The following is a 17,606-nucleotide window of genomic DNA, read 5'->3' on the forward strand; positions in this document are numbered from 1 at the left end:
CCGCCCCGCCACTGACCCCCAACCGCCACCCGGCCAACCACGACAGCTGCATCCCATGGAAATCTTTGGTGTTTCCCTGCCAGGCCTGATGAGCCAGCTCCTTCTGGGGCTGGTCAACGGCTCGTTCTACGCCATCCTCAGCCTGGGGCTGGCGGTGATCTTCGGCCTGCTCAACGTGATCAACTTCGCCCACGGCGCGTTGTTCATGCTGGGCGCCATGGTCACCTGGATGGCCATGAGCTACTTCAACATCAACTACTGGGTGATGCTGGTGCTGTCGCCGCTGCTGGTGGGCCTGCTGGGGGTGCTGATCGAGCGCTTCCTGTTGCGCTGGATCTACAAGCTCGACCATCTCTACGGCCTGCTGCTGACCCTGGGCCTGTCGCTGCTGATCGAGGGGCTGTTCCGCTCGGTCTACGGCGTCTCGGGCCTGGGCTATGACACGCCCGAGCTGCTGGAGGGCGCGACCAACCTGGGCTTCATGATCCTGCCCAACTACCGCGCATGGGTGGTGCTCGCCTCCATCGTGGTCTGCGTGGCCACCTGGTTCATGATCGAGAAGACGCGCATCGGCGCCTACCTGCGGGCCGGCACCGAGAACCCGCGCCTGGTCGAGGCCTTCGGCGTCAACGTGCCCGTGATGATCACGCTGACCTATGCCTTCGGCGCGGCGCTGGCGGCGTTTGCCGGCGTGCTGGCGGCGCCCGTCTACCAGGTCACGCCGCTGATGGGGCAGAACCTCATCATCGTGGTCTTCGCCGTGGTGGTGATCGGAGGCATGGGCTCCATCATGGGCTCCATCCTCACCGGCCTGGGCCTGGGGGTGATCGAGGGCCTGACCAAGGTCTTCTGGCCCGAGGCATCGTCCACCGTGGTGTTCTTCATCATGGTCATCGTTTTGCTCATCCGCCCCGCCGGCCTGTTCGGCAAAGAGAAATAACAAGAACGAGGACAAGGGGCCGACCACATGAAATCCAAGACTCTCGTTCAACGCATTGCCCCCTGGGGCTATGGCCTGCTGCTGCTGGGCCTGCTGGCGGCGCCCCTGCTGGGCGCGTATCCGGTGTTCGTGATGAAGCTCATGTGCTTCGCACTGTTCGCCTCGGCCTTCAACCTGCTGCTGGGCTACACGGGCCTGCTGTCCTTCGGCCACGCGGCCTTCCTGGGCGGCGCGGCCTATGTGACGGGCTACGCCATCAAGGGCTGGGGCTTCACGCCCGAGCTGGCCATGCTGGCCGGCACGGCCGGCGGCGCGCTGCTGGGGCTGATCTTCGGCTGGCTGGCCATCCGCCGCCAGGGCATCTACTTTTCCATGATCACGCTGGCGCTGGCCCAGATGCTGTTCTTCGTGTGCCTGCAGGCGCCCTTCACGGGCGGCGAGGACGGGCTGCAGGGCGTGCCGCGCGGCAAGCTGTTCGGCCTCATCGACCTGGCCAGCGACATGACCATGTACTACGTCACGCTGGTCATCGTGGTCCTGGCCTTCCTGCTGATCGTGCGCACCATCCACTCGCCCTTCGGCCAGGTGCTCAAGGCCATCAAGGAGAACGAGCCGCGCGCGACCTCGCTGGGCTATGACGTGGCGCGCTTCAAGCTGCTGGCCTTCGTGATCTCGGCCGCGCTCACGGGCCTGGCCGGTTCGCTCAAGACCGTGGTGCTGGGCTTTGCCACGCTGTCGGATGTGCACTGGACCACCTCCGGCCACGTGATCCTGATGACGCTGATGGGCGGCCTGGGCACGCTGTCCGGCCCCATCCTGGGCTCGGCCGTGGTGGTCATGCTGGAGAACAAGATCGGCGAGTTCGGCCTCTTCCTGCAGCGCCTCACGGGCGTGGAGTGGTTCTCCACGCTGGGCGAGTCGGTGACCATCGTCACGGGCCTGATCTTCGTGGTCTGCGTGCTGCTGTTCCGCAAGGGCATCATGGGCGAGCTGATCGTCCGGCTGCAGAAAAAGCGTACCCCTTGAGAGCCGGGTTGGGACGGTTTCAAGGGGGTGGGCTACGTGCCCATGCTGTTGACTGCCATAGCTACAACTGCAGCGGCCGGGCGTAGCCCGTCATCTCCAGGTATCCCTGACCGGCTCGCGCCTCCTGGCCCGGGCTGGTGGGCTTTTGCAGGCTGCACAGGCCCTCCCAGTAGATGGCGCCGGTGGAGGCGCTGCTGTCCAGCTCCTGGTCATCGACCAGGGCGTTCACGATGAAGCGGCCTGCGGGCGTGTCCACCTGCCATTGCACGGGGTAGCGCGCTCCGCTGGCAGGGCTGCTCCAGTGGCGCAGCGGCGTGAACTGCACTGCATCGTGGGCGAAGACCTGCAGCGTGCCATCCACACCGCGCAGCGAGCCGCCGGCCCACAACGCGCTGCCATCCGCCCGTCGCACGCGAAAGGCCGTGAGCGCGCCGCCGTCGAACAGGTTCATGCCTATCCAGTCCCAGCCCACGGCCTCGGGGTGCAGCAGGGCCTGGCTCCATTCATGGTCCAGCCAGGCGCGGTTGTCGCCGGGCTCGCGTGCGGCTTCTATCGCCATGCGCTGGCCTGCCAGCTCCAGCGTGCCGCTCACCTGCAGCTGCGGGCGGCTGTAGTAGTAGCTGGCCTGCTCGGGTTCGGGACCCTTGCGCGACAGGCCGGCGCGGCCCTGCAGCAAGGGGGGCAGGCGGGTGTCAAAGTGCAGGTCCAGGGCGAATGTGCTGCTGCGCAGGCGCGTGGTATAGCGCTCGGCAGCGCCTTCATCGGTGCGGGCCAGCGACCAGTCCTGCAGCCGCACGTCGGCATCGGTCTCGCTGGCCTGGGCAATGCCAAAGCCTGCGCGCGCAATGCGCTGGTCGTGGTGCAGGCGGGCGCCCTGCACATCGCATAGCGCCGCGTGGGCAAACAGCAGCTGGCGCGCCGCAAAGGCGGAGCGCAGCTCCTGCGTGGCCTGCACGCGCGACCGGAAGAAGGTGATCTGGAAACCCCAGGCCCGGCCCGCCGCGCGTGCCTGGCCGGTGATGTACCACCACTCGGTGCGCAGCCCGGGGTGGCTGCCGTGGTCGCGCGGGAAGACCAGCGTGCGTGGCGGCAGTGCCTGGGCGGGCAGTCCTGCCGCCCCCAGGCCCAGGCCGGCAGCCAGGCCCAGCAGATGGCGGCGGGGCAGGGGCATCATGGATCAGCCTTGCAGCTGCGCGATGCGCGCCTGGGCCGGCCCGCAGTCGCCGATGCGCTGCATCACCCAGTCCGCATCATGGTAGGTGGGCAGGTAGCGCTCGCCCGCATCGCACAGCAGCGAAAGAATGGAGCCCTGCTCGCCGCGCTGGCGCATCTCGCTGGCCAGCCTGAGCATGGCCACGTAGTTGGTGCCGGTGGACGGCCCCACGCGCCGGCCCAGCAGTGCGGACAGGCTGCGCATGGCGGCCAGGGAATCGCAGTCCGCCACCTCCTCCATGCGGTCCACCAGAGTGCGCACGAAGCTGGGCTCCACGCGCGGGCGGCCTATGCCCTCGATGCGCGAGCCCGGCGCGGTGAGGGTGGCATCGCCCGTGCGGTGGTAGGCGGCGAACACCGAGCCCTCGGGGTCGGCCACGCAGATGCCCGTGGCATGGCGCTGGAAACGCACGTAGCGGCCAATGGTGGCGCTGGTGCCGCCCGTGCCCGCGCCCACCACGATCCAGCGCGGCACGGCATGGCGCTCGCGCCGCATCTGGGTGAACATGCTCTCCGCAATATTATTGTTGCCACGCCAGTCGGTGGCGCGCTCGGCATAGGTGAACTGGTCCATGTAGTGGCCGCCGGCCTGCGCGGCCACGGCGCGTGCCTCGTCGTAGACCTGGGCGGCGCTGTCCACCAGATGGCAGCGGCCGCCGTAGAACTCGATCAGTGCAATCTTCTCCACCGAGGTGCTGCGCGGCATCACGGCCACGAAGGGCAGGCCCAGCAGGCGCGCGAAGTAGGCCTCGCTCACGGCCGTGGAGCCGCTCGATGCCTCGACGATGGTCGATCCCTCGTGCACCCAGCCATTGCACAGCGCATAGAGAAACAGCGAGCGCGCCAGCCGGTGCTTGAGGCTGCCCGTGGGATGGGTGGATTCGTCCTTGAGGTAGAGATCGATCCCCAGGCCGGCAAAGCCGGGCAGGGGCAGCGGTATCAGGTGCGTGTCGGCACTGCGCTGGTAGTCGGCCTCGATGCGGTTGATGGCTTCATGCAGCCAGGGGGAGGTGGTGTGCGGCATGGCGGCCATTGTCGCAGGCTGCCTCTTACCAATCCTCCTTGACCGCCAGCACTGCCTCGCGCCCTGCAGCCGCACGCCCGGCCAGCCAGGCCGTCAGCGTGCCTGCCGCGATCACGCTGGCAGCCAGCGCCAAAAGGCGGGGCCACGGCAGTGACAGCTCCATGGTCCAGTGAAAGCTTTGCGGATTCACCACATGCACCAGGATCACGGCAACGCCCAGGCCCAGCAGGCTGCCGGCGATGGCGCCGGCCGTGGTCCAGGCCATGCCTTCGCCGGCCACCACGGCCAGGATGTCGCGCCGCGTCAGGCCCAGGTGGGCCAGCAGGCCGAATTCCTTGCGCCGCGCCAGCACCTGGGCGCTGAAGCTGGCCGCGATGCCGAACAGGCCGATGCCGATGGCCACGGCCTGCAGCCAGTAGGTCACGGCAAAGCTGCGATCGAAGATGCGCATGGAGCGCTCGCGCAGCGCGCCGCTGCTGGCGAACTCCAGTGCCTGCGCGGCGCCCGGCCCGGCCATCAGCGACTGGATACGCGCCTGCAGCTGCTGCTCCGTGGCCGTGTCGTCGCCGTCCGGCCAGATGGCGATTTCGGTGGGGCCTGTGGTGGGGGCGCTGCCGTCGGCAAGCCGTTGGTAGTCATCCCAGTCCATGGCGATGGCGCCGAACTGGCGCACATAGTCGCGCCAGATGCCGGCCACAAACACGCGGGAATCTTCCGACGGCAGGGCCTGGGCCAGCAGCGGCCACTCCTGGCCCGGCCGCACGCCATAGAGTTGGGCCACGGCTTCACTGACATAGACGGGCGTGCTGCCAGCGGGCGCTTGCACGGGGCCTTGTATCCACGGCAACTGCTGGCCCTGGGGGCCATGCAGCGGACGCAGCAGCAGGCTGACGGCGGGGCGATCCGGGCTGAGCCACAGGCTGGTGCTGCGCATGGGCTGGGCGCGCTGCACGCCAGGCAGGGCGGCAATGCGCGGGGCCAGATCGGCGGGCAGGGGCGCGGCATCGGCACGGCCTGCGCTGCCGGCCGTGCGCAGGTACAGCGGGGCGGGCAGCACGGCGTCCAGCCAGGCGATCATGCTGTCCCTGAAGCTGGCCACCATCACGGTCAGCGCCACGGCCAGGCTCAGGCTGGCCACTACGCCGCCCACGGCCACGGTGGTGCTGCGGCGCATGCGCCGTGCGCGCTCCACGGGCAGCAGGGCCAGCGGCTGGCGCAGCAGCGATTGCGGCACCAGGCGCAACAGCTGGCCCAGCAACCAGGGCAGGGCGGCCATGCCGCCCAGCAGCAGCAGGGCCACGGCGGCATAGGCGGCCAGGGGAATGCCGGCCACGGGCGGCACAAAGGCCAGGGCCACGCTGGCTGCCATCAGCAGCAGGGCCGGCAGGCCGCGCGCCGCGCGTTCGGAGCCCGCGCCCTGGCCCTTGAGCGTGGCGGCGGGCGGCAGCTCCATGGCCTGGCGCGCCGGCCACCAGCCGCCAGCCACGGTGGCGGCCACGCCCAGCAGGCCAAAGGTCAGCGCGGCGCTGGCGCTCCACTGCAGCGCGGGCTGCACGCCGGCAAAGTAGCCGCCGCCCAGGTCACCGCCCAGCAGGTGCAGGGCCAGCCAGGCCAGGCCCGCGCCCAGCGCAATGCCGGCCGCGCTGCCCACCATGCCCAGCAGCAGCGACTCCAGCAGCACCAGGCCCAGGCGCTGGCGCGGCGTCAGTCCCAGCACGGCCAGCAGGGCGAACTGCGGCGCGCGCTGGGCCACGCTGAGCGCCAGCACCGAGAACACCAGGAACGCCCCCGTGAACAGCGCCACCAGGGCCAGCACCGTGAGGTTGACGCGGTAGGCGCGCGACATCTCGGCTATGCGCTGCTGGTCGTCGCCGGGGCGGCCGGCCAGGGCCTGGGCGGGCCAGTCGGGCAGGCGGCGCAGCTCGGCCAGCAGGGACTCGCGCGTGGCGCCTTCGGCCAGCAGCACATCGATGCGGTCCACCTGGCCCCAGCGCTGCAGGCTGTCCTGCAGCGTGCCGATGTCCATCACGGCCAGCGGCGGGCCGGATGCGGCCACCGTGCCCGCGATGCGCAGGGTCTGCGCGCGCCCGCCCAGTTGCCATGGCAGGGGCGTGTGCCGCGCCTGCTCCGGCGTCAGGCCCAGGGCTTCGAGTGCCGTTGCATTGAGGAAGACCGCATCGGGCGCGAACAGGTCCAGACGCCCGCCGCCATCGAACAGCCGGGGCATGAGCGCAGGCGCCACGGGCGCCAGCCGCAGCGCATCGCCGCCCAGCACGCGCAACTGCACCGGCGTGGCGGTGCCGGCCAGGGCCGTGGCTTCGATCCAGGGTGCGGCCAGGCTGACCTGGGGCTGCTGCGCAACACGGCCATACAGCGTTTCGGGCAGGCCGCCCTGCATGGCACGCAGCTCCAGGTCCGGCTGGCCGCTGACCGTGCGCACGGCGCGCGAGAACTCATCGAGCGCGGACTGGTTGATCACATGCACGGCAAAGCCCAGGGCCACGCCCAGCATGATGGCCACCAGGGCGGTGGCCGTGCGCCAGGGATGCTGGCGCAGCTCCTGCCAGGAAAAGGTGCGAAGCAGGGCGAGCATGGGCGGATGGTCTCTGGCGCTAGGCGGGCTGCATGCCCTGTGCGGTCAGGCGCAGCACGCGGTCGGCACGGCGAGCGGCCTCGATGGAGTGCGTGACCAGCACCAGGGCGGCCTGGTGTTCCCGGGTCTGCTGCAGCAGCAGTTCCATGACCTGTGCGGCCGTGCCGGGGTCCAGGTTGCCGGTGGGCTCGTCGGCCAGCAGCAGGGCCGGGCCGTGGACCAGGGCGCGTGCAATGGCCACGCGCTGCAGCTGGCCGCCGCTGAGCTGCCAGGGCAGGCGCTGCTCCAGCCCCTGCAGCCCGACGGCCTGCAGCAGTTGCTGCACGCGCTGGCGGCCCGCCGCATCCAGCCGCTGCAGCAGCATCAGCGGCAGGGCCACGTTGTGCCAGACATCCAGGTGCGGCAGTACATGGAAGGCCTGGAACACGAAGCCCACATGGCTGCGCCGCCACAGCGCGCGGCCGGTTTCATCCAGGGCCGACAGGTCCTGGCCTTCGTGCAGCACGCGGCCCTGCTGCCACTCATCAAGCCCGGCCAGGCAGTTGAGAAAGGTGGACTTGCCCACGCCCGAGTCACCCACGATGGCCACGAACTCGCCGCGCGCCACGCTGCAGTCCACGTTCTCGAAGACGGCGGTTTCCGTGCCGCCGTCGTTGCGGTAGCGCCGCGCCAGGCCCTGGACCTGAAGCAGCGGCGGCTGAGTCAGCGGCGTGTTGTCCTGGGGCACGGCAGTCATGAAGGCGGTTTCCTGTTCAGCCGTTGCGGGCCTGGGTTGCTGCGGCCACCACGGCCATCGCTGCCTGCAGCAGTTGCTGCTGGGCATCGGGCATATCGCAGGCAATGGCATGGCGGGCGGGCATGCTGCGCAGCCAGGTGATCTGGCGCTTGGCCAGCTGGCGCGTGGCGGCAATGCCGCGTTCGCGCAGCGAGTTCATGGAGTACAGGCCGTCCAGCGATTCCCAGGCCTGGCGGTAGCCCACGCAGCGGATGGAGGGCAGGTCCAGGTGCAGGTCGCCGCGCGCGCGCAGTTGCTGCACCTCGTCGATGAAGCCGGCGTCCAGCATGGCGTCGAAGCGCTGGGCGATGCGCGCATGCAGCCAGGCGCGGTCCTGCGGCTCCAGCGAGAAGAAGCCGCCGGGGCTGATCAGGCCCTGTGCCGCATCCTTGCCCGCCCGCGTATGAAAGCTGGACAGCGGTTTGCCCGACACCTGCCAGACCTCCAGCGCGCGCTGTATGCGCTGGCTGTCGGCCGGCGCCAGGCGCGCGGCCGTGGCGGGATCGACCTGGGCCAGCAGCGCATGCATGGCGGGCCAGCCGATCTGCGCGGCCTGGGCGTCCAGCCGCTCGCGCACGGCGGGGTCGGCGGCCGGCATGTCGGCAATGCCATCCTGCAGGGCCTTGAAATACAGCATGGTGCCGCCCACCAGCAGCGGCAGGGCGCCGCGCGCGCGGATCTCGGCCACCAGGCGCTGCGTGTCCTGCACGAACTCGGCCGCGCTGTAGGCCTGCAGCGGGTCGCGGATATCGATCAGGTGATGGGGGCAGGCAGCCAGTTCTTCGGGCGTGGGCTTGGCCGTGCCGATGTCCATGCCGCGATAGACCAGGGCCGAGTCCACGCTGATGATTTCTGCGGCCTGGCCGCGTTCGGCCAGCAGCCTGGCCAGGGCCAGGGCGGCAGCGGTCTTGCCGGAAGCGGTGGGGCCGGCGATGGCCAGGCAGGGGTGCGGGGAAGCGGTTGACATTCGAGAAACGGGAACGCAGGAAAGTGGAATCAGCGGTGGCCATCGACCCGGCCGTGGCGGCGCACCAGCCCCCAGGCGACCAGGGCCGTGCACACGCCCCAGAACCAGATGCCGAAGGCCATGGGCCGGGTGGACTGGCCGTCCAGGTGCAGGCCCAGCCAGTGTCCCATGGCAAAGGCGATGAGCATCATGGTGAAGCCGTTGAGCGCCGAGGCCGTGCCCGCCGACTGCGGGAAGGGCGCGATGGCATTGCTCTGGCCGCAGGGCATGTGCACGCCATGGGCGATCTGGAAGATATAGAAGGGCAGGGCATAGGCCCAGAGGCTGCGCGCATCGGCCAGCGCCGCAATGCCGATGGCCGTGGCCGACAGCAGGCTGGCCAGCCCGGCAATCTGCACGGCGCGCCGCACATCCATGCGCTGCAGCAGCCAGCGGCACAGGAAGGTGCCCGCGATGTAGCACAGCGCGTTGCTGCCCATCAGCAGGCCGTACCCCGTGCGGCTCACGCCCAGCACATGGATATAGGTGAAGGAAGATGCGGCCAGGTTGGTGAACAGGGCCGCATAGGTGCAGCAGGTCAGCAACTGGTAGGACTGGAATCCCGGGTGGCGCAAGATGGTGATCCAGTTGCGCGCCAGGGCCAGCGGCTGCAGCGCCGTGGGATTGGTGCGGGCCAGTGTCTCCGTGAAGCGCAGGGCCACCAGCAGCAGGGCCAGCGCACCCATCACCGCCTGGGCCAGCATGGTCGAGCGCCAGCCCAGCGAATCCACCAGCAGGCTGCCGCTGACGGGGCTCAGGAAGGCGATCACGCCCAGCCCGGTCAGCGCCTTGGACATGACCTGGGCGCCCAGGTGCGGCGCGAACAGGTCGCGCACCATGGCGCGTGCACACATCACGCCGGCGCCCAGCGATGCCCCCTGCAGCGCGCGCCAGGCGATCAGCGACTCCATGGCCTCTGCACTGGCGCTGCCCAGCGCGGCCAGCACGTAGATGGACATGCCCGCCAGCAGGATGGGCCGGCGCCCGAAGCGGTCGGACAGCGGCCCCCAGGCCAGTTGCGAGCAGCCGAAGGCCAGCAGGAACGCCGTCAGCGTGAGCTGCACCTGGGACACCTGGGTGGAGAAGGCCGCCTGTATCGACGGCAGGGCCGGCAGGTACAGGTCGGTGGCCAGCGGCTGCAGTCCCAGCAGCAGGCCGAGCAGGACGACGACCAGGACGGGGGACATGGCCGGCTGCGCTTGCGCGGCGGCGGGAGACAGGGGCGCTGACATAGGCGACCGAGGGTAGCAGAGAACCCGGGGTGCCGCTGTCCATGCCTTGGCGGCGCATATCCATCTGCGGATTGCGCAGTTGGGAACCGGCCCGCCCCTGCCTACATTGCATTGCAGAGCAACCCGACCCCAACCGAGCAATCAACGCAACTGCGAACAAAGGACCGTGATGGCAACGCCGACCGCTTTCTCCACCATCCCCGCCACCCTGCGCCAGGGTGCCTGCACCGTGCTGTACGTCGCGGCCCTGATCGGCGGCACGGCCCATGCCAATGCGCCCGTTCCCGAAGGTCCGCTGGTCAGCACCGAATGGCTGGCGGCCAACCTCAACCGCGCCGACGTGCGCATCGTCGAAGTCAGCGTCAACCCCGGCCTGTACGAGCGCTCCCATGTGCCGGGCGCGGTCAATTTCTCGTGGCACAACGATCTCAACGACAAGGTGCGCCGCGACATCGTGGGCAAGGAGCAGTTCGAGAAACTGCTGTCGCAGGCCGGCGTGAAGGACGGCACCACGGTCGTGCTGTACGGTGATACCAACAACTGGTTTGCAGCCTGGGGGGCCTGGGTCTTCGACATCTATGGCGTGCAGAACGTCAAGCTGCTGGACGGCGGCCGCAAGAAGTGGGAGGCCGAGAACCGCCCCCTCAACAACCGCGCCCCGGAATATGCGGCCACCACCTACCGCGTGGGCAAGGTCAACACCGCGCTGCGCGCGCGCCTGACCGATGCGCTGGCCTCGGCCGAAGGTCGCAGCGACGCCAGGCTCGTCGACATCCGCTCGGCCGACGAATACCAGGGCAAGGTCTTCGCCCCGGCCGGCGTGCCGGAGCTGGCCATCCGCGCCGGCCACATCCCCGGTGCCGTCAACGTGCCCTGGGGCCAGGCAGTGCGCGAGGACGGCAGCTTCAAGTCCGCCGAAGAACTCAAGAAGCTCTATGCGGGCGTGGGCATCGACGGCAGCAAGCCCGTCATCACTTACTGCCGCATCGGCGAGCGCTCCAGCCACACCTGGTTTGCGCTGTCCAAGATCCTGGGCTACCAGGTGCGCAACTACGACGGCTCGTGGACCGAATACGGCAACTCCGTGGGCGTGCCCATCAACAACCCGGCCGGTACGGTCTGGGCCGCGAAATGATCCTGCAGTCGATCAACCTGTCTTGAAGGCGGGGGCCGGGCGAGGGGTGTCGGTGCTCTTGGTTCGACGGATCAGGGGTGGTGACGAGTGGCTTTGGCAAAAGCTCGGCTCCTTTGGGGCCCGCAGGCTGCGGGCCCCTTTTTTATGCGTGGATGGCAACAAAAGGGGGCAGCAATGACAAGCGTGACCGGTGAGCACACGCAGAACGTGAATGGCAGGCACAGGGCAAGGGACTGGACCAGATGGCTGCCCCTGGCCGCCGTGCTGGCCGCAGCCTGGCCTGTGGCGGCGCAGCTGCAGCTGCAAGGCGGCGGGCGCACCCTGGTCTTTGCGCTGGCGCTGGGCCTGCTGCTGGGGCTGGTGCTGCAGCGCTCGCGCTTTTGCTTTTACTGCCATGCGCGCGACTGGTTCGAGTTCGGCGATCCGCGCGGCGTGCTCTCCATCCTGCTGGCACTGGCCGTGGGATCGGCGGGCATGACCGTGGTGCTGGGCAGCTGGGTGGCCGTGCCCCAGCCGGGCCAGTTGCCGCCCGACATGCACATAGGTCCCGTGAGCTGGGTGCTGGTCCTTGCGGGCCTGGCCTTTGGCGCGGGCATGTCGGTCTCGGGCTCGTGCATCAGCGCCCACTGGTACCGGCTGGGCGAGGGCTCGCCCGTGGCGCCCTTTGCCCTGGTCGGCACGGGCCTGGGCTTCGTGCTGGGGTTTCGCAGCTGGAACCCGCTGTACAGCCTGGCCATTGCCGATGCGCCCGTCATCTGGCTGCCGGCCCATCTGGGCTATGGCGGCGCGCTGGCGCTGCAACTGGCCGTGCTGGGCCTGCTGGCGGCCTGGGTCTGGCGCATTCATGGGCGCTCGGGCCGCGCACGGCCCCGGCCTGCGGCAGAACCGGCGCAGCCACCGGGCCTGCGCCAGCTGTGGCTGTCACTGTGGCAAGGCCGCTGGAACGCCGCGCTGGGCGGCCTGGCCGTGGGCCTGATCGCGGCCGCCGCCATCGTGCGCATGCGGCCGCTGGGCGTGACCACCACGCTGGGCAGCACCGTGCGCAGCTGGGCCCAGGCAGGCGGCTGGGTGCCCGAGCGCTTGCACGGCCTGGACACACTGGGCGGATGCGCCACGGCCGTGCTCAACAGCCTGCTCACGCCCCATGCCGTGCTGCTGCTGGGCCTGGTGGCCGGCGCCTGGGGCGCCGCCGTGGCCAGCCGCCAGTGGACGCCGCGCCGCCCCACCTGGCGCGATGCGGCTCGCGGCCTGGCCGGTGGCGCCTTGCTGGGCTGGGGCGCCATGACGGGGCTGGGCTGCACCATCGGCACGCTGCTGTCGGGCAGCATGGCGGGCGCGCTGTCGGGCTGGGTCTTTGGCGCGGCCGTGTTCACGGCGCTGTGGCTGGGGTTTGTGTTGCGGCGCTGGCAGCACGAGCGTGCGGGAGCGCAGGGGCTTTGACCTGCAGCAGGAGGTGATTGCCGAGTGACAGGCGAGAGCGGCGCCTGAAACAGGCTTTCTGGCCATTGCTTGTCCTAGGCTTTTTTCTGCCAGTTTTCAGAGGAGACCGCTGCCAATTGCGGGCAGCTCAGTCCTGGAAATCTCTGGAAAATAGGATTTACGTGCCCAATTCATTGCTCCTATTATTTTCCTTTCAGAAGGAAGGGAGCGCCTTTCACAGGCGAAGGAGCCAATGACATTCAGGATAGACATCCATGCGCCATTGAGCCGCGCAGGGCGTTTCCACGAGTTGAATGGGGCAGTGGAGCGGCCACCGGCCATCCGCTCGGATACATGAGCTGCGGGCAACTGGTTCCCGCCTTCATTGCCCTCAATCGCCTGAAGCGGTCCAGGGACCTGTGCAAGGCTGTCGTGCTTGTGGGTTTCAACAAGGTATGCGGCACCCGGGACTTCGACAACGAACTGGACCGCAGGGCGCTGTGCGAGCTGTTTTGCTGCTGCATGACCGGCGGCCTGGGCCAGCGCTGCGTGGCCGGCGTGGTCATGCAGGCCGATGGGTTTGAAGGCTACCGGGGCTACTACAAGCAGGAAGTGCCTTACCTGAACAGAGCACCTGTCATGTCGCGCAACGAGCCCGTGCGCCCCACGCGCAGCCGGCCTGCGGGCTCGCGCATTCCGGATGTGGTCGTGGTGAAGAACGCGCGCCTTCCGCCTGTGCTGGACAACGTGCAGCGGGTCTATGAGATGAAGTTTCCGGGGGATGGCTTTTCTTCAGAATTTGGGCCCGATGGCATGAATCAGTTCCAGGCATATCAAGAAATTTTTGGAGAGAAATTTCTTAAGAAGGCTTTAGACGCCGGAAGCTGTGCTTGCGACAGCGATGGAAGAAACGTGAACGAAAGTGTGTTGAACCAAGCAACGCTATGGCAGGCCAACAGGGAAAAGGCCATCTCTTTGGCGGAGCGGGTGAATGCGGATACGGCATCAGCGGTCGGGGCTGCGGCCGGTGCATCCGCACTGGGGAGGGCACTGCGAGGTGTTGGTGCGGTAGGGAGCGCACTGGCGAGAGTTCTCGGGTTGTCCTTTTGAGGCGACGGCTTCGGTACGGTGAAATATGGAGGATAGATATGGCAAAAGACTTCAACAAACCTTTGAGCACCAGAGAACTGCAAAAAGCCACCGTGGCGACGATGGATATTCTCAAGGCACTGGTATTGCGTAATCAATTTGGCAATATTTGCGCAAGAGCTGGCTGGACCATCGAGATGGTATTCCATGAAGGGGATTCATTGGCTGTGCGCGAGCGCGCTTGGAAGGTGATAGATCTATTCATTGAAGCCGTTGGTGCTGAGAAGCTTGCAATATGGTGGGGGATGGCTCCTGTGGCTATGGCCAGCGAGAAAGGGAAAGCGAGAATGGAAAAGCACAAGCCCAATACGCTCAATAATCCGAATGGCTTTGCAATGATGTTTGATCTGGCCTCGGGAAGTCCAAAACCTCCAGATGATTGGGTGGAAAATGCACAAGAATTTCGACTTTATTGCCGAATAAAAAACAATGAAGGCATCTGGCTGCATGATCGCCATACAACACCTGGCATAGGCCCTTCCATGTCTTTCATTCGCATGGCATTTCCAGCATGGTGGATTCTGGACCAACCGCCAGGGCGCAATGTGGGCAGCCTCACCACCCAGATGGTGGAGTTGATGCAGCCCTTCTGGGCCATTGCAGGCTGGGGTGTCGTGCCGGCAGTGGAAGAACGCAATATCGATCCCGATGGCAAAGGCCAGCAGGTGCTGTACCCCTATCTGCAGCGGTTCCCGGGATTGAATGCGCTGGGCAGTATTGCCTTGATGAGCCATGACTTCAATAAAGCCATGTACAGCATCAACTGGCTGAGTTTTGTCAGCGATGCATTGCTGGAGAAACTGGGTGGGCGGGAGGCCGTGCGAAAGCAGGTGCAGGCCAGCCAATACCTTTCCGCCGGGGATGTGGGCAACTGCCTGGGGATTCGGGCCGGAGACTTTCCGGGGCTGGGGGATATGGACCAGGGACTGACACTGCCCGCCTTTGGCGAGGCGGCGCGGCTGCTCAAGCCGATTCGTGCCAAATCCCGGCTCAACAACTTCATCGGACCGCCGCCTTCTGGCTCCAATGATGAGCATGCATGGCTGCTGGCATGCGATGCCTATATGAGCCGGTTTGATTTGTTCTGATTTCTGGTGTGTTGAAGTAATGGAGAAGATGGCGATGGCTGCGGAACATGATTTCAACTGGCCTTGCGGCAATGAGAAAGCGAATGTTGCCACCGCGGCGACGATGGATATTCTCAAGGCGCTGGTATTACAGAATCAATTTGGACGTATTTGTGCAAGAGCAGGCTGGACGATCGAGATGGTGTTCCATGACGGGGATTCATTGGCCGTGCGTGAGCGTGCATGGGAAGTGGTGGAACTTTTTTGTGAGGCTGTAGGGAAGGAGAAACTGGTTTATTGGTACGACGGAATGCCTGCCATGCTGACCAGCGCGATAGCACAAAGAAAGTTGGCTGCAAAGAAGCAGAAAAGCTTTGATAACCCAAAAGGTTATGCCCTGATATTTCATATGGCTTCGGGTAAGCCAAATCCTCCTGAGGTGTGGGAGAATAATGCGCAAGACTTTCGCCTTTATTGCCGTATTGAGAATGATGAAGGTATTTGGTATCGTGAGAGATATGGGTCGATAAAAAAGGGCCCGGCCATGTCTTTCATTCGCATGGCATTTCCCGCGTGGTGGATTATGGATCAACCGCCAGAGCGCAATGTGGGCCGCCTCACCACCCAGATTGTGGAGTTGATGCAGCCCTATTGGGCCATTGCAGGTTGGGGCGTCATGCCCGCAGTGGAAGAACGCAATATCGGACCCGACGGCAAAGGGCAGCAAATACTGTATCCCTACCTGCAGCGTTTCCCGGGTTTGAATGCCCTGGGCAGTCTTGCGCTGATGAGCCATGACTTCAACAACGCCATGTACAGCATCAACTGGCTGAGTTTTGTGAGTGATGCCTTGCTGGAAAAGCTGGGTGGTCGGGATGCGGTGCGCAAGCAGGTTCAGGCCAGCCAGTATCTTTCGGCTGGGGATGTAGGCAACTGTCTGGGGATACGGGCAGGAGATTTCCCAGGACTGGGGGATATGGACCAGGGGCTGACGCTGCCCGCCTTTGGCGAGGCGGCACGCCTGCTCAAGCCTTTGCGCGCCAGATCCCGGCTCAACAACTTCATCGGCCCGCCGCCTTCGGGGTCCAATGATGAACATGCGTGGCTGCTGGCATGCGATGCCTACATGAGCCGGTTTGATCTGTTCTGACCCATGCAGGCACTGCAGCTGAATCCTGCCGGGCCAGCCGGCAGGACGGGTTTTCGGGTCGGGCGGACCTAGTCCGCGTCAACCCCTAGCAGCAAATCCGTGATCTCGTCCGGATACCGCTGCCGGTTGCCGTCGATGAGCACGCAGCCGGGTACTTCGGGGTCGGGCCGGGCCATGGGCATACCGTGGTCCAGCAGGGCCTGGGCGCAGCCCAGCCAGTCGCCGCCGCCGGGTTCCGTGGATTCGGGCCGGTTCAGCGATGCCCAGCACAGGGTTCCTGCGCAGTTGTCGCCATAGGCGTGGCGTTCGGTCCACTGTGCGCCGTGCTCCAGCAGGAAGCGCGCCATGGCGGCATCGCCACGGAACACGGCCTGGTTCAGTGCGGATGCATCCCAGTCGCCGCCGCGCGCAGCGATGGGCCAGCCCAGTTCCACCATGCAGCGCACGGCCTCCATGCGGCCCAGGGCTGCCAGTTCGGGCAGCATGCGCAGCTGCTCGTGAGACAGTCCTTGCAGCAGACCCGGGTGGGACGCGAGAAGCCCTCCGGCCTGGGCCCGGTCGCCCATGGCGCAGGCGGCAACGAACTGTTCTTCGGGCGTGGCGGGTTCAGCGCCCGTGGCCTGTTCCAGCAGGACGGCCACGTCGGCCAGGCCAAAGCGCCGTGCCAGGCGGGCGGCGCCCAGGCCTTGCGGTGTGCGGGTGGCCGGGTCGGCTCCTGCATCCAGCAAGGCCTGCACGTGGGCGGGCGAGCGCAGCCGGCGTATGGCCCACAGCAGCGGGCGACCCCATTCGCCCTGGCCGTTGTCCTCGTTCGGATCGGCGCCGTGGTCCAGCAGCAGGCGCAGGGCCTGCACATCGTCCAGGTCCAGCACGCGGAACAGGGCATTGCTGCCCTCCGCGCGCGCGCCCGCCTGCAGCAGCAGCCGCGTGCATTCGCGGCTGGCCGGCGTGCCTTCCAGAGAGTGGTAGAGCGATTCGCCGTCGTTGGGGTAGGCCCCGGCCTGCAGCAGCATCTGCGTCAGTTGCGCATCATGGTTCTGGCCTGCTGCGCCATAGAGTGCTGACAGCCGCTCGGTCTCGGAGGGCGCCTGCAGCGAGGCCGGCGGCCAGCGATTGCCCACGGTCTGCAGCGGGTCGGCGCCCGCGTCCAGCAGCCAGCGCGCGCAGGCGCGCAGCGGCTCGGCGAACTCGGGCAGGCGCAGCAGGCACGAGTGCGTGACGGCCACCAGCGGCGGCAGTCCCAGCGGCCCGCCTGCGCGCTGCAGCCAGCCGGGATCGGTGTGCGTGGCTTCGCGCAGCGCGGCCAGGTCGCCGATGGCGCAGGCCATCCAGGGATCATTGCCCGGCAGCTCCGGCCGCTCGTCCAGCAGGCGCCGGGCCAGCGCGGGCTGCGCGCGGTGCGTGCCGCCCGCCACATCGCCGGCATAGACCAGGGCCAGCCAGTGCAGCCGGGATGTCTCTGGGTCCGCCGCCAGGCGCTGGCATGCCTCGACGTAGCCTGACAGCTCGCTCCATGAGGCGAAACCGTGCTCGCGCGCCACGGCGGACTGGGCGTCGTGCAGCCGCAGGTCCATGGCGGCCAGCGCTTCATCCGTGCGGCCCCGGGCAGCGGGCAGGTGGGCGCGCAATTGCTCCATGGCCTGGGCCGAGCCTGCGCGATAGGCGGCCAGCAGTTGCTTGGCCTGTTTCTTGAGATGGCCCATGTCGGGCCGGGCGGGGATGCGTTTCACAGGGATACCTCCGTGCACGAAGGCCAATGACCTGCAGCTTGGCGCACAAAGGCATGTGGCAAGAGAAAAACGCCGAGAGGCGCATACAGGTGGGTTCAACCCTTCCCGCAGGTCCGGGTGCGGCCTGCACCGCAAGCGCGGATGTTAG

14 protein-coding genes are annotated in these 17,606 nt (G+C 67.3%); 7 read left to right on the plus strand and 7 right to left on the minus strand.

Annotated features, from left to right (window positions below):
* The first annotated feature begins 55 nt into the window (after positions 1-55).
* Positions 56-940 (plus strand): branched-chain amino acid ABC transporter permease, encoded by an 885-nt coding sequence (locus tag DTS01S_RS05610; protein ID WP_012206960.1) that lies wholly within the window; start codon positions 56-58, stop codon positions 938-940.
* Positions 941-967: 27 nt separating this feature from the next.
* Positions 968-1,966: a branched-chain amino acid ABC transporter permease gene (locus tag DTS01S_RS05615; protein ID WP_016447695.1), complete on the plus strand. Its 999-nt coding sequence runs from the start codon at positions 968-970 to the stop codon at positions 1,964-1,966.
* Between the two features lie 61 nt (positions 1,967-2,027).
* On the opposite strand, the gene DTS01S_RS05620 is transcribed toward DTS01S_RS05615, so the two are convergent.
* Genes DTS01S_RS05620 through DTS01S_RS05645 form a run of 6 tightly spaced genes read right to left on the minus strand, consistent with a single transcriptional unit; the run spans position 2,028 to position 9,763 of the window.
* Positions 2,028-3,140, minus strand: coding sequence for a lipocalin-like domain-containing protein (locus tag DTS01S_RS05620; protein WP_017407480.1), 1,113 nt, complete (start codon positions 3,138-3,140; stop codon positions 2,028-2,030).
* 3 nt (positions 3,141-3,143) lie between these two features.
* A complete protein-coding gene (locus DTS01S_RS05625) occupies positions 3,144-4,211 on the minus strand; it encodes a PLP-dependent cysteine synthase family protein (RefSeq protein ID WP_016447693.1) in 1,068 nt (355 codons plus the stop codon).
* A 16-nt stretch (positions 4,212-4,227) separates the two neighbouring features.
* The gene (locus tag DTS01S_RS05630; protein WP_017407481.1) at positions 4,228-6,795 is read right to left on the minus strand and encodes an FtsX-like permease family protein; all 2,568 of its coding nucleotides are present in this window, start codon (positions 6,793-6,795) and stop codon (positions 4,228-4,230) included.
* A gap of 19 nt (positions 6,796-6,814) precedes the next feature.
* Complete coding sequence (locus DTS01S_RS05635) at positions 6,815-7,531, minus strand: ABC transporter ATP-binding protein (protein ID WP_017407482.1); 717 nt, start codon at positions 7,529-7,531, stop codon at positions 6,815-6,817.
* Between the two features lie 16 nt (positions 7,532-7,547).
* Positions 7,548-8,537 (minus strand): tRNA (adenosine(37)-N6)-dimethylallyltransferase MiaA, encoded by a 990-nt coding sequence (gene miaA, locus DTS01S_RS05640; RefSeq protein WP_061287421.1) that lies wholly within the window; start codon positions 8,535-8,537, stop codon positions 7,548-7,550.
* Between the two features lie 29 nt (positions 8,538-8,566).
* Positions 8,567-9,763: a multidrug effflux MFS transporter gene (locus DTS01S_RS05645; RefSeq protein WP_017407484.1), complete on the minus strand. Its 1,197-nt coding sequence runs from the start codon at positions 9,761-9,763 to the stop codon at positions 8,567-8,569.
* A gap of 214 nt (positions 9,764-9,977) precedes the next feature.
* Here DTS01S_RS05645 and DTS01S_RS05650 point away from each other — a divergent pair, with 214 nt between their 5' ends.
* The 5 genes from DTS01S_RS05650 (at position 9,978) to DTS01S_RS05670 (ending at position 15,728) form a co-directional block, all read left to right on the plus strand.
* Positions 9,978-10,943, plus strand: a complete 966-nt coding sequence (locus DTS01S_RS05650; protein WP_017407485.1) for a sulfurtransferase — start codon at positions 9,978-9,980, stop codon at positions 10,941-10,943.
* A 174-nt stretch (positions 10,944-11,117) separates the two neighbouring features.
* Positions 11,118-12,383 (plus strand): YeeE/YedE family protein, encoded by a 1,266-nt coding sequence (locus DTS01S_RS05655; RefSeq protein WP_017407486.1) that lies wholly within the window; start codon positions 11,118-11,120, stop codon positions 12,381-12,383.
* A 333-nt stretch (positions 12,384-12,716) separates the two neighbouring features.
* Positions 12,717-13,472 (plus strand): hypothetical protein, encoded by a 756-nt coding sequence (locus DTS01S_RS05660; RefSeq protein WP_061287422.1) that lies wholly within the window; start codon positions 12,717-12,719, stop codon positions 13,470-13,472.
* Positions 13,473-13,510: 38 nt separating this feature from the next.
* Entirely contained in the window at positions 13,511-14,599 is a 1,089-nt protein-coding gene (locus DTS01S_RS05665; protein ID WP_061287423.1) for a type VI immunity family protein, read from the plus strand.
* 34 nt (positions 14,600-14,633) lie between these two features.
* Entirely contained in the window at positions 14,634-15,728 is a 1,095-nt protein-coding gene (locus tag DTS01S_RS05670; protein WP_061287468.1) for a type VI immunity family protein, read from the plus strand.
* 68 nt (positions 15,729-15,796) lie between these two features.
* Here DTS01S_RS05670 and DTS01S_RS05675 read toward each other — a convergent pair whose 3' ends face one another.
* A complete protein-coding gene (locus tag DTS01S_RS05675; protein ID WP_061287424.1) occupies positions 15,797-17,458 on the minus strand; it encodes an ankyrin repeat domain-containing protein in 1,662 nt (553 codons plus the stop codon).
* Positions 17,459-17,606: the final 148 nt, after the last annotated feature.

Origin of the sequence: Delftia tsuruhatensis NBRC 16741 (assembly GCF_001571325.1) — a bacterium.
Lineage (GTDB): Bacteria > Pseudomonadota > Gammaproteobacteria > Burkholderiales > Burkholderiaceae_C > Comamonas > Comamonas tsuruhatensis.